Annotated in this window: 23 protein-coding genes and 1 tRNA gene; 7 read left to right on the forward strand and 17 right to left on the reverse strand. The window is 39.0% G+C overall.

What is annotated here, in order from left to right; genetic code table 11:
- Positions 1–79 precede the first annotated feature (79 nt).
- Complete coding sequence (locus tag HG567_RS01730; RefSeq protein ID WP_000780404.1) at positions 80–1075, forward strand: HoxN/HupN/NixA family nickel/cobalt transporter; 996 nt, start codon at positions 80–82, stop codon at positions 1073–1075.
- A gap of 3 nt (positions 1076–1078) precedes the next feature.
- On the opposite strand, the gene HG567_RS01735 is transcribed toward HG567_RS01730, so the two are convergent.
- Positions 1079–1594 carry a flagellar FLiS export co-chaperone gene (locus HG567_RS01735; protein ID WP_202139946.1) on the reverse strand — a complete coding sequence of 172 codons (516 nt, stop codon included), beginning with the start codon at positions 1592–1594 and terminating at the stop codon, positions 1079–1081.
- Between the two features lie 135 nt (positions 1595–1729).
- On the opposite strand from HG567_RS01735, the gene csd4 reads away from it, so the two are divergent.
- Positions 1730–3046: a DL-carboxypeptidase Csd4 gene (csd4, locus tag HG567_RS01740; protein WP_202163882.1), complete on the forward strand. Its 1317-nt coding sequence runs from the start codon at positions 1730–1732 to the stop codon at positions 3044–3046.
- Positions 3047–3300: 254 nt separating this feature from the next.
- The gene (locus tag HG567_RS07745) at positions 3301–3558 is read left to right on the forward strand and encodes a hypothetical protein (RefSeq protein WP_237393067.1); all 258 of its coding nucleotides are present in this window, start codon (positions 3301–3303) and stop codon (positions 3556–3558) included.
- 200 nt (positions 3559–3758) lie between these two features.
- Here the strand turns inward: HG567_RS07745 and copP are convergent, their stop codons facing one another.
- The 7 genes from copP to HG567_RS01775 are packed head-to-tail and all read right to left on the reverse strand — an operon-like array spanning position 3759 to position 10425.
- Positions 3759–3959, reverse strand: coding sequence for a copper-binding metallochaperone CopP (gene copP, locus HG567_RS01745; RefSeq protein WP_202139948.1), 201 nt, complete (start codon positions 3957–3959; stop codon positions 3759–3761).
- Positions 3960–6185, reverse strand: coding sequence for a copper-translocating P-type ATPase CopA (gene copA / locus HG567_RS01750; protein WP_202139949.1), 2226 nt, complete (start codon positions 6183–6185; stop codon positions 3960–3962).
- Positions 6182–6895, reverse strand: coding sequence for a CDP-diacylglycerol--serine O-phosphatidyltransferase (gene pssA / locus HG567_RS01755; protein ID WP_202139950.1), 714 nt, complete (start codon positions 6893–6895; stop codon positions 6182–6184). The genes copA and pssA overlap by 4 nt, the downstream gene beginning before the upstream one ends.
- Positions 6885–7139, reverse strand: a complete 255-nt coding sequence (locus HG567_RS01760; RefSeq protein ID WP_108264005.1) for a hypothetical protein — start codon at positions 7137–7139, stop codon at positions 6885–6887. Before HG567_RS01760 ends, pssA begins: the two co-directional genes overlap by 11 nt.
- Positions 7140–7141: 2 nt before the next feature.
- The gene (gene ftsH / locus HG567_RS01765; protein WP_202139951.1) at positions 7142–9040 is read right to left on the reverse strand and encodes an ATP-dependent zinc metalloprotease FtsH; all 1899 of its coding nucleotides are present in this window, start codon (positions 9038–9040) and stop codon (positions 7142–7144) included.
- A gap of 8 nt (positions 9041–9048) precedes the next feature.
- Positions 9049–10038 (reverse strand): 50S ribosomal protein L11 methyltransferase, encoded by a 990-nt coding sequence (gene prmA / locus HG567_RS01770; protein WP_202140220.1) that lies wholly within the window; start codon positions 10036–10038, stop codon positions 9049–9051.
- 12 nt (positions 10039–10050) lie between these two features.
- A complete protein-coding gene (locus HG567_RS01775) occupies positions 10051–10425 on the reverse strand; it encodes a chemotaxis response regulator CheY (RefSeq protein ID WP_000772151.1) in 375 nt (124 codons plus the stop codon).
- Between the two features lie 254 nt (positions 10426–10679).
- On the opposite strand from HG567_RS01775, the gene HG567_RS01780 reads away from it, so the two are divergent.
- On the forward strand, positions 10680–11324 hold the full coding sequence (locus HG567_RS01780) for an outer membrane protein (protein WP_097687607.1): 645 nt from the start codon (positions 10680–10682) through the stop codon (positions 11322–11324).
- A 1-nt stretch (position 11325) separates the two neighbouring features.
- Here the strand turns inward: HG567_RS01780 and HG567_RS01785 are convergent.
- The 9 genes from HG567_RS01785 to panB form a co-directional block, all read right to left on the reverse strand.
- Positions 11326–11413, reverse strand: a tRNA-Ser gene (locus tag HG567_RS01785).
- Between the two features lie 42 nt (positions 11414–11455).
- Entirely contained in the window at positions 11456–11863 is a 408-nt protein-coding gene (locus tag HG567_RS01790; RefSeq protein ID WP_000906066.1) for a hypothetical protein, read from the reverse strand.
- 2 nt (positions 11864–11865) lie between these two features.
- Complete coding sequence (locus HG567_RS01795) at positions 11866–12108, reverse strand: PP0621 family protein (protein WP_000944405.1); 243 nt, start codon at positions 12106–12108, stop codon at positions 11866–11868.
- A complete protein-coding gene (gene rsmG / locus HG567_RS01800) occupies positions 12102–12638 on the reverse strand; it encodes a 16S rRNA (guanine(527)-N(7))-methyltransferase RsmG (protein ID WP_202163883.1) in 537 nt (178 codons plus the stop codon). The genes HG567_RS01795 and rsmG overlap by 7 nt, the downstream gene beginning before the upstream one ends.
- Positions 12635–13672, reverse strand: coding sequence for a tRNA preQ1(34) S-adenosylmethionine ribosyltransferase-isomerase QueA (queA, locus tag HG567_RS01805; protein ID WP_202163884.1), 1038 nt, complete (start codon positions 13670–13672; stop codon positions 12635–12637). Before queA ends, rsmG begins: the two co-directional genes overlap by 4 nt.
- Positions 13673–14434: a twin-arginine translocase subunit TatC gene (gene tatC, locus HG567_RS01810; protein WP_202139955.1), complete on the reverse strand. Its 762-nt coding sequence runs from the start codon at positions 14432–14434 to the stop codon at positions 13673–13675.
- Positions 14427–14909 (reverse strand): Sec-independent protein translocase protein TatB, encoded by a 483-nt coding sequence (gene tatB / locus HG567_RS01815; protein WP_202163885.1) that lies wholly within the window; start codon positions 14907–14909, stop codon positions 14427–14429. The genes tatC and tatB overlap by 8 nt, the downstream gene beginning before the upstream one ends.
- Before the next feature lie 128 nt (positions 14910–15037).
- Complete coding sequence (ruvB, locus tag HG567_RS01820) at positions 15038–16048, reverse strand: Holliday junction branch migration DNA helicase RuvB (RefSeq protein ID WP_121082384.1); 1011 nt, start codon at positions 16046–16048, stop codon at positions 15038–15040.
- Positions 16049–16861: a 3-methyl-2-oxobutanoate hydroxymethyltransferase gene (panB, locus tag HG567_RS01825; RefSeq protein WP_202163886.1), complete on the reverse strand. Its 813-nt coding sequence runs from the start codon at positions 16859–16861 to the stop codon at positions 16049–16051.
- A gap of 148 nt (positions 16862–17009) precedes the next feature.
- On the opposite strand from panB, the gene HG567_RS01830 reads away from it, so the two are divergent.
- Genes HG567_RS01830 through HG567_RS01840 form a run of 3 tightly spaced genes read left to right on the forward strand, consistent with a single transcriptional unit; the run spans position 17010 to position 19529 of the window.
- Positions 17010–17732 (forward strand): hypothetical protein, encoded by a 723-nt coding sequence (locus HG567_RS01830; RefSeq protein ID WP_140576984.1) that lies wholly within the window; start codon positions 17010–17012, stop codon positions 17730–17732.
- The gene (locus HG567_RS01835) at positions 17722–18576 is read left to right on the forward strand and encodes an outer membrane beta-barrel protein (protein WP_202139958.1); all 855 of its coding nucleotides are present in this window, start codon (positions 17722–17724) and stop codon (positions 18574–18576) included. The genes HG567_RS01830 and HG567_RS01835 overlap by 11 nt, the downstream gene beginning before the upstream one ends.
- Positions 18577–18584: 8 nt before the next feature.
- Positions 18585–19529, forward strand: a complete 945-nt coding sequence (locus tag HG567_RS01840; RefSeq protein ID WP_202139959.1) for an outer membrane beta-barrel protein — start codon at positions 18585–18587, stop codon at positions 19527–19529.
- The last annotated feature ends 4 nt before the right edge of the window (positions 19530–19533 follow it).

A 19533-nucleotide genomic window follows, 5' to 3' on the forward strand; every position in this document is an offset into this window, starting at 1 on the left:
AAAACAAAACTTAAGATTTTCTAATTTAACAAAATATATTACAATTATCCAAAAAATATTATTTTATAAAAGGCGTGCTGTGAAATTGTGGTTTCCTTATTTTTTAGCGATTGTGTTCTTGCATGCGTTAGGTTTGGCGTTGCTCTTTATGGCTAATAACGCTTCGTTTTATGCGGCGGCTTCTATGGCCTACATGCTAGGGGCAAAGCATGCGTTTGATGCGGATCACATCGCTTGCATAGACAACACCATTAGAAAGCTCACCCAACAAGGCAAAAACGCCTATGGTGTGGGGTTTTACTTTTCTATGGGTCATTCAAGCGTGGTGATTTTAATGACCATCATCAGCGCGTTTGCGATCGCTTGGGCCAAAGAGCATACGCCGATGCTAGAAGAAATAGGGGGGGTAGTGGGGACTTTAGTTTCTGGGCTTTTCTTGCTCATTATAGGGCTATTGAATGCGATTATTTTAATAGATCTATTAAAAATATTCAAAAAATCGCACTCTAATGAAAGCTTGAGCCAGCAACAAAATGAAGAGATTGAACGGCTTTTAACGAGTAGGGGCTTACTCAACCGCTTTTTTAAGCCTTTGTTTAATTTCGTCTCCAAGTCGTGGCACATTTATCCTGTGGGTTTTCTTTTTGGGCTAGGCTTTGATACCGCTAGTGAAATCGCGCTTTTGGCCCTCTCTAGTAGCGCGATTAAAGTGAGTGTGGTGGGCATGCTCTCTTTACCCATTCTTTTTGCCGCTGGCATGAGTTTGTTTGACACATTAGATGGGGCGTTCATGCTCAAGGCGTATGATTGGGCGTTCAAAACCCCTTTAAGGAAAATCTACTACAACATCTCCATCACCGCTTTAAGCGTGTTTATCGCGCTCTTTATCGGGTTGATTGAGCTTTTTCAAGTCGTTAGCGAGAAACTCCATTTAAAATTTGAAAACCGCCTTTTAAGTACTCTACAAAGCCTAGAATTTACAGACTTGGGCTATTACTTGGTGGGCTTATTTGTAATAGCGTTTTTAGGCTCATTCTTTTTATGGAAAATCAAGTTTTCTAAATTAGAGAGCTAGATTTTAAGCCATCAAGTTATCGCTCAACAAATCTTTAAGGTTTTGATTTGAAAAACTTGACATAAAAGCTTTAGGGTTTGAAAGGCTTTCGCTCAAATAACTTAATAATTCTTTAATTTCGTTTAATTTTTCTTCCAAATAAGCTTGAAACCCGCCAACATTTTCCAATAAATTCAAAGGATTAGCCGCAATCATGGAAAAAACTTCATCGTTAATGGCAATGTTGAGCTGAGCGTCAAACAAAGGGGAGGCTAAAAACTGGCAATTTTCTACAATTTCTCGCAATTCCTGTTTGATGATAGAAGCTTGCAAAGCGTCTTTATCTTCTAAACCCATGCTCTTATTCAGGAGTTTTTTGCAAGCGATTTGCAAGACTTGCAACGCCCCAACGCTCTCGTTTATATTTTTCATGTCCCTACTGAATTTAGCGATTTGTTGGGATTTTTCTATCGCATTGGTTGTAAAATCGCTTGTTTCAACACCGCCCAAATGCTTTTGAAGAGTTTTTAAAATATCCATAAAAAACCTTTTAAATAGAATTGATCATTCACAAGCATTTTTCGTTCCTTTTTCATGGAAATTTTAAAAAACACCCTTAAAAAGGTTTTTAGGTATAATTAGCGATCTTTTAGTTTCAAATAGTAGAGAGATGGGATGAAAAAAATATGGCTTTTAGTGTGGGGTTTGTGTTCTTGGGTGTTTTTGCATGCGATAGAGATGATAGAAAAAGCCCCTACAAATGTAGAGGATAGAGACAAAGCCCCACATTTGTTGCTTTTAGCGGGGATTCAAGGCGATGAGCCTGGGGGGTTTAATGCGGCTAATTTATTTTTAATGCACTATAGCGTTTTAAAAGGCTTGGTGGAAGTGGTTCCCGTATTGAATAAGCCTTCCATGTTAAGAAATCATAGGGGCTTGTATGGGGATATGAACCGCAAATTTGCCACTTTAGACAAGAATGACCCTGAATACCCCACTATCCAAGAAATCAAATCCTTGATTGCAAAACCCAATATAGACGCTGTCTTGCACTTGCATGATGGTGGTGGGTATTATCGCCCTGTTTATGTTGATGCGATGCTCAATCCCAAGCGTTGGGGGAATTGCTTTATCATTGATCAAGATGAAGTTAAAGGGGCGAAATTCCCTAATTTGCTTGCTTTTGCCAACAATACGATTGAGAGCATCAACGCCCATTTATTGCACCCCATTGAAAAATACCATTTAAAAAACACGCGCACCGCTCAAGGCGATACAGAAATGCAAAAAGCCCTAACTTTTTATGCGATCAACCAAAAAAAGAGCGCTTTTGCCAATGAAGCCAGCAAAGAACTCCCTTTAGCATCAAGAGTGTTTTACCACTTGCAAGCCATTGAGGGCTTACTCAATCAGCTCAATATCCCTTTTAAGCGCGATTTTGAGCTTAACCCTAACAGCGTGCATGCCCTAATCAATGATAAAAGCTTGTGGGCAAAAATCAGCTCTCTGCCTAAAATGCCCCTTTTTAATTTACGCCCTAAACTCAACCATTTCCCTTTACCTAGCAACACTAAAATCCCACAAATCCCCGTAGAGAGCAACGCTTACATTGTAGGGCTAGTCAAAAACAAGCAAGAAGTGTTTTTAAAATACGGCAACAAGCTCATGACACGATTATCGCCCTTTTATATAGAGTTTGATCATTCTTTAGAAGAAGTGAAAATGCAAATTGACAATAAGGATCAAATGGTTAAGATAGGGAGCGTGGTTGAAGTGAAAGAGAGTTTTTATATCCATGGCATGGATAATATCCGCGCGAATGTGATTGGCTTTAGCGTTTCTAATGAGAGTAAGCCTAATGAAGCGGGTTATACGATTAGATTTAAAGATTTTCAAAAACGCTTTTCATTGGACAAGCAAGAAAGGATCTATCGCATAGAATTTTATAAAAACAACGCGTTTAGCGGGATGATCTTAGTGAAATTTGTGTGAATATAGATAAACCTTGCCAAAAGATCTAATAGTGTTTTTTAAGGCAACGCATGACATAACATGACAACCGCCAATAAAGGATAGTCATGCCAGACATTAGAAATCTTTACTTATCATTACTTGACTTAACAAAGAGGCTATGCAAAATAAGCAATAGACTTCGCATCATGCATTCATCTTGTTCTTTTTTTTAGCAAGGGAATATCGTGTTTTAGAAATAATGCATGAGATAATCCAAAAGGGTCCAAAAGGGTATGGATGGCTTAATACAGCGACTAGACAATGACTTAAAGGATGATTGCTCTTGCGTTCTTGTCCCTATTAAATATATACAGGGCTTATGCCTTGTTGGCAACATGAAACCTGACGAGTTATGCATATTGTTTATTAAAATCTGTGAACTGATTCGTTCGCAATGCAGAAGCAATCTGTCTCGTAGCTCCCTTTCTTTTATTGGTGGTGTAATTAGCGGCTTGAACAAGCAGATTCGTTTGTATCAAAAATGGAAATGAGAAAAGGAAAATGCGATAATTTCTTTCCCTTATTGTTATGATAAATCACCATTGAAGGGCGTAAAAACACCCAAACAAAGCATTAAAAGACACAATAACCCTTTTGAATGTTGCGGTATTTGGCTTATTTTTATACTAAACCACTTTCAACATTAATCCGCTACTTCTTACCACACCACTTCTATATCACACTACCTTTATTATATTACTTCTTGCCCCGCATCTAATAAAGCTTCCTTGATCAAATCCTGTGTCGCTGGAGCGTCAAATTCTACAACCACGCTCTTTTTTTCCACGCTCGCTTCAATAAAGCTCACGCCTTCAATTTCGCCCACAAATTTTTCAATTTTATCCACGCAATGGTCGCAAGTAATGCTTGGCACTTGAAAAGTTGCTTTCATTCAATGATCCTTAATTTTAAAATTCCTTAGCCTTTGGGAGTTTAAAACCACACTCACAGAGCTTAAGCTCATCGCTAAACCCGCAATCGCCGGGCTTAACATGATATTAGCCTTATAAAGAACCCCACAAGCTAAAGGGATAAACACGCTATTATAACAAAAAGCCCAAAACAAATTTTCTTTGATATTTTTAATGGTCGCTTGACTTAATTTAATCGCGCTATAAACCGATTTAATATCGTTGTTAAAACTCACAATGTCCGCTGCTTGCACGCTCACATCGCTCCCTTTAGCCATCACCACTGCCACATCGCTCATAGCAAGGCTAGGAGCGTCATTCAAGCCATCGCCTACCATCATCACAATCTGCCCTTTTTCCTTAAGCTCTTTAATCTTGTTGAGCTTGTCTTGTGGTTTAGCGTTACTGATATAGCCATCAATCCCTAATTCAAGCGCGCATTTTTTGACATTCTCTCTATTGTCCCCGCTTAAAAGAAAGGTGTTAATGCCTAATTTTTTGATTTGAGCGATATGCTCTTTCACGCCTTTTTTGGGCAAATCTTCTAAAACAAACACCCCTAAAAGCTCGTCTTCTTTTTCACTGATCACTCTACCCACAAACACTAAAATCCCGTTTTCTTTAATTTCTAGCGTGTTAATAGGGTTAAAAAACTCGCTATTGCCTACTTTAATGATCTCTTTAGCGCCTTGATAATCTGTTTTAGCGCTGATGCCAAAACCCGTTTTCACCTTAACTCCGCTAATGTCTTTTAAGGGGGCGTTACGCTCTTTAGCGTATTCTACAATCCCTTTAGCGATGACATGCTCGCTGCTCTTTTCAATACTGCCCGCTAAACTCAATAACTCTAATAATTCTATGTTAGAATGGACGCCTTTAACGATAGGTTTGCCGTTAGTGAGCGTGCCGGTTTTATCAAAAACGATCGTATTGACTAGCCTTGCTTTTTCCAAACTTTTAGCGTCTTTAAAAAATAAGCCTAAAGAACTCGCTTTTTGGTTCGCTACTAAAATACTCATAGGCGTAGCCAATCCTAAAGCGCAAGGGCAAGAAATCACTAAAACCGATACAAACACTTCTAAAGCGATTCCAAAATTCCACCAAAAATCGGGTTTAGGCGCGATGATGAGCCACACCACAAACGCTAAAATAGAAATAGCGATCACGCTTGGCACAAACACGCTTGAAACCTTATCCGCTAAGCGAGAAATCTCTGCCTTTGAGCTTTGAGCGTTATGGATCATTTCTATAATTTGAGACAAGGTGCTGTTTTTGTTATTTTGCGTGGCTTTCATTAAAAAACTCGTGTGGCTATTGAATGTCCCTGAAAAGACTTTATCGCCGACTTTTTTATAAACCGGCAACGCTTCGCCGCTTAACATGCTCTCATCTAATTCCCCTTCTCCCTCTATGATTTCACCATCTACTGCAATCGCGCTTCCAGGGAGGACTTTCAAAATATCCCCCACCACAATGCTATCCACTAAAACTTCAATCTGTTGGTTATTTTGCATTTTAAGGGCGGTTTTTGGGGCGTTTTTCATCAAGGCTTGCATAGCGTCTAAAGCTTTGTCTTTAGAAACATTTTCAATGCGTTTGCCCACCATCACAAATGTTAAAATCACGCACACGCTTTCAAAATAATAATGCCCATAAGACCACTGGCTTGTATAAACGAAATACAATTGCCACAAGCTTGAAATTAAGGCAGCGCTTGTGCCTATGGCGATAAGGCTGCTCATGTTGGGCTGTCTGTGCCATAAGGCTTTAAACCCTTGAATGTAAAAATCCCTCCCCAAATGCATGACAATGAGCGCGCCTATAAGCTGTAAGCAAGCGTTTAAAAAATTACTATGGTTGTTAATCGTAAGCAAGCTTTCAGGTAAAAGGCTAGGACTAAGCATCGCCCCCATAGAAAGATACACCACAAAAAGCGTGAAAATAACCGCCAACACTAATTTAACATTAGGGCTAAAAAATTCTTTTTTTTCTTTAGTGAGGGTTTTTTTAGGGCTATAGCCTAGCTTTTCAATGAGTTTAAAAATCTCGTCTAAATTGGTTTCGTTTTCGTTAAATTCAATGTTAGCGCTCTTGTTTAAAAGGCTCACTTCTATTTTTTTCACAAAACTTTTACGCCCTAACGAGCGTTCAATCCCGCTAGAACACGCCGTGCAAGTCATTCCCTCTATGTAAAAAGATTCTTTCATGCGTTCTTATTTTTATTAAAAATAATTTTTACCATTAAAAAGAGCCACCGAATGATGCCATAAATCAAATATAACCCCATAAACACGCTTAAAGCCTCTAAAGGGCGCACAAACACTAACGATAAAAAAATCAACACTAAGATGAAAAGCTTGAGATTCCATTTGACTTTTTTAAAATTAGGGTAGCGGATATTGCTCACCATAAGCACCCCCAACAAGACAATAAAGCTTAAAAATAACTTTTCTGTATTTCCTTTTAAAAAATGGTATTTGTTATCCAATAACACACAAAGCACCACCAATACCGCCGCAGCAGGAATAGGGATACCGATGAAAGAATAGGGGTCGCTTGTGTTGGTGCTGATATTGAATCGCGCTAATCGTATCGCTCCAAAAATCACAAACAACGCGCTCACCGCCATGCCTATGCGCCCAAAGTTATACCCCACATAAAAGTAAGCGATTAAGCTCGGAGCCACTCCAAAAGCGATTACATCAGCTAAGGAGTCAAATTCTATACCAAATTTGCTAGTGGTGTTGGTAAGCCTTGCGACACGCCCATCAAGCCCGTCTAAAATAAGGCTCGCTACCACTAACCAACACGCCATGGCAAATTGGTAACTGGAAGCGTAAAAAATACTCATCATGCCTAAAAAAATACTGCTAGCGGTAAAAAGATTAGGGAAAAGATAGAGAGGGTTAATAGGCATTAGAGATTCTTTGTAACTTGGCTTTTAGAATAGGAATAAAAACGATTTTAAAATCAATTATGGGAATAAAAATCTTACAAGCGCTAAAAAACTCACAAAAAAAGAGCGTTAGAGCAAACGCTTTATAACGCTGTTGATAAGTGCGGGTTTTTAGAAAACAGAATTTAAAAAAAAGCTTTAAACAAACAGAGTGTTTATCATAAGGCTTTAAACCCTTATCAAAAATCTGTTTGTAAGCTCGCACTTTTAACTCGCTTGCTCTTCTAAAGGGATCAAACGGCTTTCTAAATTGTTGGTGGTCTCGTATTCGCTGATGATTTCACGCACCCTCTCGCCTGTAATGACTTCTTTGTCAAACAATTCTTTGACCATGATTTCAATCGCTTCTCTGTAGTCGCTCAAGGTTTGTTTGACATGCTCATAGCGTTCTTCTAGCAAGTTTTTAATGAAAAGATCCATTTCTTCTGCGGTCTTTTCGCTAAATTCCCTACTGCTCCCATAACCACCTCCCAAAAAGGCGTTCCGCTGTTTTTCTAACACCATAAGCCCACTGACACTACTCATGCCGTAGTAACTCACCATGCCTTTAATAATATCAGTCGCCCTTTCTAAATCGTTGCTCGCACCGGTAGAAATTTCTTCCAAAAAGACATCTTCAGCCGCTCTCCCGCCTAAAAGCACATCAATTTCAGCGATGAGTTCGTGTTTTTGCATCAAGTATTTGTTTTCTTCGGGCGTGTTAAGGGTGTAGCCTAAAGCCGCCATGCCCCTTGGAATGATAGAGACTTTATTCACCCTAGCGCTCCCTTTAGTCATTTCAGAAATCACGGCATGCCCGCTTTCATGGTAGGCGACGATTTTCTTTTCCTTAGGACTGATGCGCCTACTTTTCTTTTCTAGCCCAGCAATCCCTCTTTCAACCGCTTCTTTTAAATGCTGTTGTTTGACTTCTTTTTGGTTGTTTCGTCCCGCTAAAAGCGCGGCTTCATTGATGATATTCGCTAAATCCGCTCCCGCAAGCCCTGCGGTGAGTTTGGCGACTTCTTGCAAATTCACATCATTAGCGAGTTTCACGCCTTTAATATGCACTTTTAAGATTTCTACCCTGCCATTAAAATCAGGCTTATCCACTAAAACCTGCCTGTCAAAGCGCCCTGGACGCATTAAGGCCGGATCTAAGATTTCAGGGCGGTTCGTTGCGGCTAAGACAATCACAGGCGCGTTTTCGCTCCCAAAGCCATCCATTTCGGCTAAGAGCTGGTTTAAGGTTTGCTCTCTTTCATCGTTCCCGCTCACCACGCCTCCAGCCGCTCGGCTTTTACCTATGGCATCAATTTCATCAATAAAAATAATGCTAGGGGCTTGTTTTTTAGCGGTTTCAAACAAATCCCTAACTCTGCTTGCCCCTAATCCCACAAACATTTCAATGAAACTGCTCCCTCCCATAGAGAAAAACGGCACATGCGCTTCGCCGGCCACCGCTTTGGCTAAAAGGGTTTTACCGGTTCCTGGAGGCCCTACTAATAACACGCCTTTAGGGATTTTAGCCCCTAAATTGGCGTATCGTTCAGGGTATTTTAAGAAATCTACGATTTCTACCACCTCTTCTTTGGCTTCTTCATTGCCCGCCATGTCATTAAAACGCACATTGGGTTTTTCAGCGTTAATGAGTTTTTTCGCGCTCCCCATGCCAAAAATACCCCCACCCATATTTTTTTGCATGCGGTTTGCCATAAACATCCATAGCCCTAAAATCACTAAAATAGGCATGAGCCACCCTAACATGTCCGTAAAAAAGTTAGACTCGCTAAAACCAGAATAATTGATTTTTTTCTCGTCTAACAAAGGCACTAAGGTCAAATCAGGCACTCGTTTAGCGATATAAATCACACGATTGTTGCCCTCTTTATGGCTGGCTTTGATCAAAGTTTGACCGATACTCACATTTTCCACTTCATTATTGCTGATGAGCTGTTTGATTTCATGGTAGCTCACATTTTTAGTGCTAGAAGCTAAGAAATTGTCCGAAAAACTGCCATCAGAATTGAAAGAGCGTAGAAAAAAAATGAGCAAAATCCCTCCAAGAACCGCAAGGATAATGGGACTTTGAAAAAAAGGTTTTTTAGGTTCGTTCGTTGGTTTCATTATAATCCTTAATTTATTGATTGTTTTCTAAGCAATTTTAGAGCGACCCATTCGTTACGCTGTCGCTGTTCTAAAACCTCAAATCCATTATAATAGATCTGTAAAACAGAGTTTAAATGGGTTTCTAAAATCCCTGATAAAATAAGAGTGTGGTTACAAAGCCGCACAAATTCACTATACAAACTCTTAATTACATCAGCGACAAGGTTCGCCACAATGATATCAAAACGCCCTTCAATTTTTTGCGTAGAGCCATAAATGACCTTATCTTGCGCTAATAGGGGTATTTGATTCAAGCTAAAATTTTTTAGGGTTTCTTCAACAGCTAAACTATCCGTATCGCAAGCTACTAAAGCGCTAACGCCTTGTTTTTTTAAGGCGATGCTCAAAATCCCGCTCCCACAACCCACATCTAAGGCGTTTTTGCGTTTTAAATCAAGGTTAGAGAGCAGTTCCAAACACATGGAAGTGCTTTCATGATGGCCTGATCCAAAGGCCAAAGCCGGATCGATCATTATACTATCATCTGTAGCGATATGGCTTGGTTTTTGATGCCAGCTAGGGTGTATGTAAAATTTGGCGCATTGCACCGGTAAAACAGCTTGTTTGTAGGCTTCTAGCCAGTCTTTTGAAGCCAGATTGCGTGAAAGGTAGAAAAAATCAAACTCGCTTTGCAAACTTTGCTTTAAGTTCAAACAAAACGCTTCTAACGCCGGAAAAAGCGAATCGCTCAAATTTTTTTCAGAGCGTAAAATAACGAAATTTTTGAGATGTGGGGGTTTTTCTTTTAAATTTTCTTTTAAATTTTCCTTTAGGGGGTCATGAGTGGCGAAATAACGCCAACTGGATTGGCTTACAAATTCAATGGTTTCTTCATCGTCAAACGCTTTTAAATTTTCTAAGCTTGATTCTTCTAAGGCTAGGTGTGTGGTGTCTAAAAGAAAGCTCTCAAAAAGCTCTCGCTCCTTAGGGAAGATAAAGAAAAACTCATAATACATTGGCTTTAACACTCAATCGTTTGTCCCTAAAACAACCTCTAATTTTTCTTTCAAAACTTGGGGGGTAAAAGGTTTCACAATGTAGTTGTTCACGCCCGCTTTCAAAGCCGTAATGACTTCGGCCTTACCGCCCTCTGTGGTGATCATAATAATAGGGATTTCTTTAAAACGGCTATCAGAGCGTACCTTTTTAACGAGATCCAAGCCGTTCATTTCAGGCATGTTCCAATCTGTAATAAGCACCTTAGTGTCCGCATTAGCGTCTAGTTTCTCCCAAGCTTCCACCCCATGCTCAGCTTCTAAAACATCTTCATAGCCTAAGCGTGAAAGTGTATTTTTAATAATTCTTCTCATAGTTGAGCTATCATCTACTACCAGTAGTTTCAAAGCACTTCTCCTTTTAAGATTGCATTTAAATTAGGCTCTTTTTAAACAGCCAAAGCGTCTCTAACGCCTTATAATAATAAATCATTCCAAATAATAGCATGTTTTGATTAAAATTACCTTGACTAACATTAATCATTGGCTGAGATAGAGCGTTCAATGAGCGTCCTTATTTGTAAAAAAATTCAGTTTGTTTGCTATGATAATAGTTCAAAAATAATAAGACACCCCTAACTTTTGAGCGTGATAAAGGGTCATTGGATGGTTTGAAAAAAGAAAGACAAGGATTTTACAAGCAAGTGCATTATTTAAGAATTTTAATACTGAGTATAAGTTTTTTAAATATTTTAAATGCTGAAAATTTGAGTTACATGTCTTCTTCTTATCAAATAGGCACGGTGTTTATGCGCCCTTTAAACACTAACAAGCTTTTACAAGGGGCTTCAATCCTTCAAGGCTATGAAGTGAATCCTAAAAACGATTGGGCTTATTCTAGGTATTATTTCTTTATAGATTATGGTAACGTGCTTTTCAATAACGATTCCACTTTGCAAGCGAACATGTTCACTTATGGGGTGGGAGGGGATTTTATGGTCGCCTACGCTAAAAACCCTATCAACCGCTGGGCTTTTTTCTTTGGCTTGCAACTGGCCGCTAACACATGGATACTCAACAATAAAGTCAAAGATTTGGTGGTGAATACTTGGGATTCATTAAAAGATTTCAATTTTCATAACACTTATTTCAGGGCTATCGGGAAATTTGGGGTGCAGTTTCGCACGATCGTTTTGTATCATAAGGTGGATGTAGAAATTGGCATGAAAATCTTTCTAACCCCTGAAAGGCGTAGCTTGTTTGAAAGGAGCTTTTTGTTTTTTGTTTCGCATTCGTGGCATTTTTAAATGGCGGAGAGAGAGGGATTCGAACCCTCGAAGGCTTGCACCTTACACGCGTTCCAGGCGTGCTCCTTCAACCACTCGGACATCTCCCCTTAAAAAGGAACTATTATAACTAAGATTTGTTTAAAAAGGGCTTATTTTAAAAGGAGTGAATCCTTAGAAATCACGCCATCTATTTGATTTTTAGCGCAAATTTCCCACGACTCTGTATCGTTTAAATCCATAGAAAACAAGATTTTGCTATCTAATAAGTAATTAGTGGCGTGTTGTTGGGCGAGTATGGCTTGCTTAATATCCTTAAAAATACAATAGAGCGGTTTGAAAGCGTTGAATAAAAAAAAGGCGTCCGTTTCTATCTTGTGCGATAAAAAGATCACGCTAAAATTGACGCTATTTTCACAGCAATACTTAGCTAATTCCAAATTTTTTGGGTGCGCTTCAAAACACACTATATCGTTATTGGTGCTAGAATGAATAGCATCGGTGTTTTTAATGAAAATAAAACGATCACTAGGGATTAAAGGGTGTCCTAAAATAAGCATATTTATCTCTTATCCTTCAAACAGGTTTCACTGCAATAGGCTACCGCCCCGCTGTAAATAGCGTCTTTGCTAGAGACATAGGTTTGGCATTTAGAGCATACAATCATGTGATCTTCTAATTCTTTGGGGGTTTGTTGCGCATAAGAGTGGTTGTCTTTGGGGTCGTCTTTGTGGGGTTTTTGCCTCAAAAACAAACGCCATAAAACCCACACAATAATGAGTAAGGGGATTAAAATTCTTAACATAAACTTTCCTTTGATTTGTAAAAATAAACTCGTTTTTGATGCATAAAGCATTCAGTGTCTTTACAAGCGATTTCATTCTTTAATTGCTCGCCTTTATAGAATAAAAAATACCCCCTATCTTTTAGGAAACATCGGCTTTTTTCCATCAAAAAAGAAGAGCTAGCGACCGCTCTAGAAGTGATTAAATCCACTTGTAAAAGATTTTGATAATCTTCTAAACGCTTTTTAACAATTTCAATATTGTTTAAAGGCAAAACGCTTTTAAGGTAGTTTAAAAAAGCCGCTCTTTTTATCCTTGGCTCTAAAAGAATGAACTTTACTTCAGGTTTTTCAAGGGCTAAAGGGATAGCAGGAAGTCCCGCCCCGCTCCCAATATCCAAGCAGCTTTTAAAATCTTTGACAAATTCTAAGGGTTTTAAAGCGTCTGTGATCTGGGGTTCTAACTCGCTTAAACATTTCGCACCGCTCAAGTTGTGCGTTTGATTCCATTCTAAAAGGATGCGCGCATAATCTTGCAATAAGGGGTTCATAAAATCAGCATCCCATCGCCATAAGAATAAAAACGATACTTCTTTTCTATGGCTATTTTGTAGATTTCTTTGGTTTTTTCTAAGCCTATCATCGCGCTCACAAGCATTAAAAGGCTAGATTTGGGCAAATGGAAATTAGTGAGCAAATAATTAACATGCTGGATAGGGTTAGCAAGATGCAAGAAAATATCGCATTCAAACGATTCTTGATTAGGGTTTTCTAAACGCTTGAAATATTCCACGCTCCTTAAAGCGGTCGTGCCGATGCATAAAATCTCTTGGGATTCTTGCAAAATTTCTTGGCTCTTTTTAGGAATATGCAAAACTTCTGTATGGATTTGATGCTCTCTAATATCTTTAGTTTCTACGCCAAGAAAAGTCCCAGCCCCCACATGCAAGGTCAAAAAAGCGTGCTTGAAGTCTTTCAATAATTTTTCTAAGGTATTTTGAGAAAAATGCAATGACGCCGTAGGGGCAGCCACCGCACCGATGTGTTTAGCGAACACGCTCTGGTATTCATGCGCATCCAAACTCTCATCCGCTCTTTTAATATAAGGGGGTAAGGGCATATGCCCGTATTGCTCTAAAAGCTTTAAGATATTTTCTTGATTTAAGGGGGTTTGATTGTCATAAAAAGCGATCAAGCGTTGGCCGTTATGGAGTAATTCTAAAACTTCAGCGTAATAATTTGCATCAAAAAAGATTTTGTCTCCCGCTTTGATCTTGCCCTTAATTTGAGTTAAAGCGGTATTGTCTTTAAAAAAGCGGTGGAAAAACACTTCGGTCGTTTTTGATGGCAAAAAGGCATGCTTAGATCCAAAAAGCCTGGCCTTCATCACTTTAGTGTCGTTCAACACCACAAGGGCGTTTTTAGGGAAAAAATCTAAAACATGCTCAAAAGTGGTGTGCGTGATTTTTTGCGAATGCCTTTCATATACGAGTAATTTAGCCTTTTCTTTGGGCAAAATGGGGTAGTTTGCGATCAATTCTTTAGGCAAATCATAATCATAGCTTTCTAAATCAAATTCTTTCAACTACGACTCGCTTTTTTCATTTTCTTTGGCGTTATTTTCGCTATCTTTTGCGTTGTCATTTTCGTTGTCTTTGGGAGCCGGATTGATTATTTTGGCGATCAAAATAGAAAGCCCATAAAGCCCCACTAAGGGCAACGCCATAAAGATTTGACTCACCACATCAGGGGGAGTGATAATGGCTGCTACAATAAAAATCACTACAATAGCGTATTTAAAATACGCTTTCAAGCTCGCATCGGTAATCAAGCCCACTTTAGCCAAAAAATACGCCAAAACAGGCAATTCAAACGCCACGCCAAAGCCTAAAATCAAGCGCGTGAAAAAGCTCACATAACTGGATGCAGAAATATTAGCCGCAAACACATCGCTCCCAAAAGTGGCTAAGTATTCAATGATGAAAGGGAACACCACATAATAAGAAAACGCCGCCCCAATTAAAAACATGCCGCTCCCAAAAAACACAAAAGGCAAAATCACTTTTTTTTCATTCTTGTAAAGCCCTGGAGCGATAAAGAGCCATAATTGCCAAAAAATAATGGGCATGGAAATGACAATAGCGGCTGAAAAACTGATTTTAACCGCTACCATGACCCCTTCAATAGGGGAGAGCTGAATGAGCGTGCCTTTATAAGAATTTTTAACGAATTCAAAAATACTTTTCCAAAAATGAAAGCACCCCAAAAACGCCACTAAAATCGTTCCCACAGAAACCATCAAACGCTTTCTTAGTTCCTGTAAATGCGGTTTTAAATCTTCAAACATGCTCTTTTTCTTTGTCGTGTTCTTTGGCGTTGTTATCGGTTGTTAATTGGACTTCTTTAGGAGATTCATCGCTTGAAACTTCTTTATTTAGGGCTTCTTCATTGGAAACTTCTTCGTTTAAATGGTTAGGGAGCGTGTTGGTTTCTAAACTGCGTTGATAATCTTGCATCAAATCCTGAATGCTTTTAATCTCATTTTCTGCAGTTATTTTAGCGTCTTCTAATTCTTCAATCTTAACGCCCTTAAGACTCTCCACTTTGTTTTCAAAGAGCTTTTGATACTCTAGGGTTTCTTTTTTGATTTCTTCAATATTGATTTCTTTATCCAAAGTGTCCTTAGCGTCATTGAGCGTTTTTTTAACCGCGCGGAAAAACTTCACCATATCCACGACAGCCTGGGGGAATTTTTCTGGCCCTAAAAAAATAATCGCTACAACCAACACCACAAGGATTTCAAAAAAGCCCATGCCAAACATAATAATTTATTTTTACACCCTTTAAAATTTTATCGTTATTGTAGTGTAATTTTCTTTCTAAACAAGATTAAAAAGTAAAAGTTTGAAATGAAAAGGGTTTAGGGAGAATATTCTCAAAAGATAAATCCTTAAAACAAACTTTGAGATCTTAAAGTGGGGATTTTTAAAAGCGCATGGGTTTTAGGCGTGGCGATTCTGCCTTTAGCGGTGCGCTCTAAATACCCATTAGCGAGTAAAAAAGGCTCAATCACATCTTCAATCGTGCCTTCATCTTCTCTCATAGACGCTGCAATCGTGTTTAAACCCACCGGTCGTCCTTGAGCGTTAGCCAATAAAGATAAATACGCCAAATCCGCTTCATCAAAGCCCAATTCATTCACGCCTAATTCATTCAAAGCATGCAAAGTGATGTTTAAATCCATTAAGCTTGAATTTTTGACTAGTGCAAAATCGCGCACCCTTTTTAAAAGCCTTAAAGCGATCCTTGGCGTGCCTCTACTCCTTTTAGCGATTTCATCAGCGCTTTCTTCTTTGATGTCTTGGTTGAGTTTGGCGGCGGCTTTTTTGATAATAAGGGCCAGTTCGCTAGGGCTATAAAATTGCATTCTAAAGCTCATGCCAAATCTGTCTCTTAAGGGGTTAGAGAGCATTCCAGCTCTGGTGGTAGCGCCGATGAGGGTGAAAGGGGGTAAATCAATTTTAATGGTTTGAGCCGCTGGGCCTGAGCCTATGATAATATCTAGCCTGAAATCTTCCATAGCCGGGTATAAAACCTCTTCAATCGCTGGGCTAAGCCGGTGGATTTCATCAATAAAAAGAATGTCTTTAGCTTGCAAATTCGTCAAAATGGCGGCCAAATCACCGCTTTTTTCTATCATGGGAGCGGCGGTGATTTTGATATTGGTTTCCATTTCTTTAGCGATGATATGGCTGATTGAAGTTTTACCCAAACCGGGCGGGCCAAAAAAGAGCATGTGATCCAAACTTTCTTGGCGTTTTTTAGCCGCACAAATAGAAATTTGCAAGTTGCTTTTAATCTTTTCTTGACCGATAAAATCTTCCCAAAGATTAGGGCGCAAACTCACTTCTTGAGAAGTTTCAAAATCCAAAGTTTCTAAATTGACTATCCGTTCTTTCATTTAATGGTAACTTTCTAATTCGTTAGGGAAGTTTCCCTTTTTCACATCATCAGCGTATTGCTTGATAGCGTTTTGAATCAATTCTTTCCCTTTGAGGTATTCTCGCACGAATTTAGGCTTAAAGCTATCAAAAAAGCCTAACATATCGCTCCACACTAAAATCTGCCCATCGCAATCCTTGCCGCTCCCTATGCCGATCGTGGGGATTTTGATTTTTTGCGTGATTTTTTGAGCGATAGGGGTGGTTATACCCTCTAAAACCAACAAACCCACCCCGGCTTCTTCCAAACTCAAGGCGTCTTCTAAAAGCTTTTTTTGTTGCTCTTCATTTTTGCCCTTAATCTTATAACCTCCATCAAGACGCACGAATTGGGGCATTAAGCCAATATGCCCTACCACGATAACGCCCTCATCAGTGAGCGTTTTAACCAGTTTCGCTTTTTCTTTCCCCCCCTCTAGTTTGATCGCACTCGCTTGGGTTTCTTTATAAACTCTAATGGCGTTTTTTAGGGCTGTTTTTTCATTTTTATAGCTTCCAAAGGGCATGTCTGTGATGATAAAAGGAGTCTTAGCGCCCGCGCACACGGCTTTGGTGTGATAGAGCATCATTCCCACACTCGCGCTTAAAGTGTCGTTTTGGTTGAAAAAACTCATATTCAAACTATCGCCCACTAAAATCACATCCACTAGCGGATCAAATATTTGAGCGAATAGTGCATCATAAGCGGTAATAGCGATGATTTTTTCGTGATTTTTTTTAGCTTGGAGGTGGTTGAGAGTGATTTTTTTAATTGGGGCGGTTTGCATGCTCATTAAAAATCCTAAGTGTTAAATATAGTGGCATTGTAGCATGACTTTATTGGGGAGGGTAAAAATTTTACTCTATTTTAACCGGTCATTTTAATTATTTTAGTATAATTGAAAGAAACTTTTAACAAACAATTCAAGGGATTTAGCGATTTTGGGTCTTAAAAAACATGTTATTTTATGGTCTTTAATGGGGTTTTATACGGGATTGAGTGCACTTGATTATGACACCCTAGACCCAAAATATTACAAGTATATCAAGTATTATAAAGCCTATGAAGATAAAGAAGTTGAGGAATTGATCAGAGACTTAAAAAGGGCGAACGCTAAAAGCGGGCTTATTTTAGGGATCAATACCGGGTTTTTTTACAACCATGAAATCATGGTCAAAACCAATAGCTCTAGCATCACCGGGAATATTTTAAATTATTTGTTTGCCTATGGCTTGCGTTTTGGCTATCAAACTTTCAGGCCGTCGTTTTTTGCGCACTTGGTCAAGCCCAATATCATTGGCAGGCGCATCTATATCCAATATTATGGAGGAGCTCCTAAAAAAGCGGGCTTTGGGAGCGTGGGATTTCAATCGGTCATGCTGAATGGGGATTTTTTATTGGATTTTCCTTTGCCTTTTGTGGGGAAATACCTTTATATGGGGGGGTATATGGGTTTAGGCTTGGGGGTTGTAGCGCATGGGGTGAATTATACGGCGGAATGGGGGATGTCTTTTAACGCAGGATTGGCTCTAACGGTATTAGAAAAAAACCGCATTGAATTTGAATTTAAAATTTTGAATAATTTCCCTTTTTTACAATCTAATTCTTCAAAAGAGACTTGGTGGGGAGCTATAGCAAGCATTGGGTATCAATATGTGTTCTAAAAAAATAAGAAATCTCATTTTATGCTTTGGTTTTATGTTGGGCTTGCACGCTGAAGAAAATACGGCTCAAGAGAGTATGACTGAAGAAAATACCCCTAAAGACGCTCCCATTCTTTTGGAAGAAAAACGCGCCCAAACGCTAGAGTTTGAAGAGAACAAGGAAGTTAAAAAGAATATTGATGAAAAAAGCCTGCTTGAAGAAATCCATAAGAAAAAACGCCAGCTTTACATGCTTAAAGGGGAATTGCATGAAAAGAATGAATCTCTCTTATTCCAGCAAATGGCTAAAAGTAAGAGCGGTTTTTTTATAGGCGTAATCCTTGGCGATATAGGGATTAACGCTCATCCTAACGCCCGATCTTATGAGAGCTTTGAACCTTTAAACAATATTCAAGCTTCTCCTTTGTTGTATGGCTTAAGGAGCGGGTATCAAAAGTATTTTGCTAACGGGATTAGCGCCTTACGCTTTTATGGGGAATATTTAGGGGGGGCGATGAAAGGGTTTAAAAGCGATTCTTTAGCCTCTTATCAAACCGCAAGCTTGAATATTGATCTGTTGATGGATAAGCCTATTGACAAAGAAAAAAGGTTTGCGTTAGGGATATTTGGAGGCGTTGGAGTGGGGTGGAATGGGATGTATCAAAATTTAAAAGAGATTAAAGGGTATTCACAGCCTAACGCTTTTGGATTAGTGCTAAATTTAGGGGTGAGCATGACGCTTAATCTCAAACACCGCTTTGAATTAGCCTTAAAAATGCCTCCCTTAAAAGAAACTTCGCAAACCTTTTTATATTATTTTAAAAGCACTAATATTTATTATATTAGTTACAACTATTTATTGTAAAGGCTAAAATGTTGAAATTTAAATATGGTTTGATTTATATCGCGCTCATCATAGGACTTCAAGCGACAGATTATGACAATTTAGAAGAAGAAAACCAACAATTAGATGAAAAAATAAACCATTTAAAGCAACAGCTCACCGAAAAAGGGGTTTCGCCCAAAGAGATGGATAAGGATAAGTTTGAAGAAGAATATTTAGAGCGAACTTACCCAAAGATTTCTTCAAAGAAAAGAAAAAAATTGCTCAAATCTTTTTCCATAGCCGATGATAAGAGTGGGGTTTTTTTAGGGGGCGGGTATGCTTATGGGGAACTTAACTTGTCTTATCAAGGGGAGATGAACGATAAATACGGCGTGAATGCCTCTAGCGCGTTTAAAAACAATATCAATATTAACGCTCCTGTTTCTATGATTAGTGCTAAATTCGGGTATCAAAAATACTTCGTGCCTTATTTTGGGACACGATTTTATGGGGATTTGTTGCTTGGGGGAGGGGCGTTAAAAGAGAACGCACTCAAGCAGCCTGTAGGCTCGTTTTTTTATGTTTTAGGGGCTGTCAATACCGATTTGTTGTTTGACATGCCTTTAGATTTTAAGACTAAAAAGCATTTTTTAGGCGTTTATGCGGGTTTTGGGATAGGGCTTATGCTCTATCAAGACAGGCCTAATCAAAACGGGAGGAATTTGGTGGTGGGGGGCTATTCAAGCCCTAATTTTTTGTGGAAGTCTTTGATTGAAGTGGATTACACTTTTAATGTGGGCGTGAGTTTAACGCTTTATAGGAAACACCGCTTAGAGATTGGCACCAAATTACCGATTAGCTATTTGAGAATGGGAGTGGAAGAGGGAGCGCTCTATCAAAATAAAGAAGATGATGAACGATTGTTGATTTCAGCTAACAACCAGTTCAAGCGATCCAGTTTTTTATTAGTGAATTATGCGTTCATTTTTTAAGGCT

The sequence above is a fragment of the Helicobacter pylori genome (genome assembly GCF_016755635.1).
Lineage (GTDB): Bacteria > Campylobacterota > Campylobacteria > Campylobacterales > Helicobacteraceae > Helicobacter > Helicobacter pylori_CQ.

Coding starts and splice junctions, on each gene's coding strand:
- HG567_RS01840 (WP_202139959.1), top strand. CDS start 18,585: ATGTTGAAATTTAAATATGGTTTGATTTATATCGCGCTCATCATAGGA.
- HG567_RS07745 (WP_237393067.1), top strand. CDS start 3,301: ATGGATGGCTTAATACAGCGACTAGACAATGACTTAAAGGATGATTGC.
- prmA (WP_202140220.1), bottom strand. CDS start 10,038: ATGTATTATGAGTTTTTCTTTATCTTCCCTAAGGAGCGAGAGCTTTTT.
- HG567_RS01795 (WP_000944405.1), bottom strand. CDS start 12,108: ATGTTAAGAATTTTAATCCCCTTACTCATTATTGTGTGGGTTTTATGG.
- tatB (WP_202163885.1), bottom strand. CDS start 14,909: ATGTTTGGCATGGGCTTTTTTGAAATCCTTGTGGTGTTGGTTGTAGCG.
- copA (WP_202139949.1), bottom strand. CDS start 6,185: ATGAAAGAATCTTTTTACATAGAGGGAATGACTTGCACGGCGTGTTCT.
- tatC (WP_202139955.1), bottom strand. CDS start 14,434: ATGTTTGAAGATTTAAAACCGCATTTACAGGAACTAAGAAAGCGTTTG.
- panB (WP_202163886.1), bottom strand. CDS start 16,861: ATGAGCATGCAAACCGCCCCAATTAAAAAAATCACTCTCAACCACCTC.
- ruvB (WP_121082384.1), bottom strand. CDS start 16,048: ATGAAAGAACGGATAGTCAATTTAGAAACTTTGGATTTTGAAACTTCT.
- csd4 (WP_202163882.1), top strand. CDS start 1,730: ATGAAAAAAATATGGCTTTTAGTGTGGGGTTTGTGTTCTTGGGTGTTT.
- HG567_RS01835 (WP_202139958.1), top strand. CDS start 17,722: ATGTGTTCTAAAAAAATAAGAAATCTCATTTTATGCTTTGGTTTTATG.
- pssA (WP_202139950.1), bottom strand. CDS start 6,895: ATGCCTATTAACCCTCTCTATCTTTTCCCTAATCTTTTTACCGCTAGC.
- rsmG (WP_202163883.1), bottom strand. CDS start 12,638: ATGAACCCCTTATTGCAAGATTATGCGCGCATCCTTTTAGAATGGAAT.
- HG567_RS01790 (WP_000906066.1), bottom strand. CDS start 11,863: ATGCTTATTTTAGGACACCCTTTAATCCCTAGTGATCGTTTTATTTTC.
- ftsH (WP_202139951.1), bottom strand. CDS start 9,040: ATGAAACCAACGAACGAACCTAAAAAACCTTTTTTTCAAAGTCCCATT.
- copP (WP_202139948.1), bottom strand. CDS start 3,959: ATGAAAGCAACTTTTCAAGTGCCAAGCATTACTTGCGACCATTGCGTG.
- HG567_RS01735 (WP_202139946.1), bottom strand. CDS start 1,594: ATGGATATTTTAAAAACTCTTCAAAAGCATTTGGGCGGTGTTGAAACA.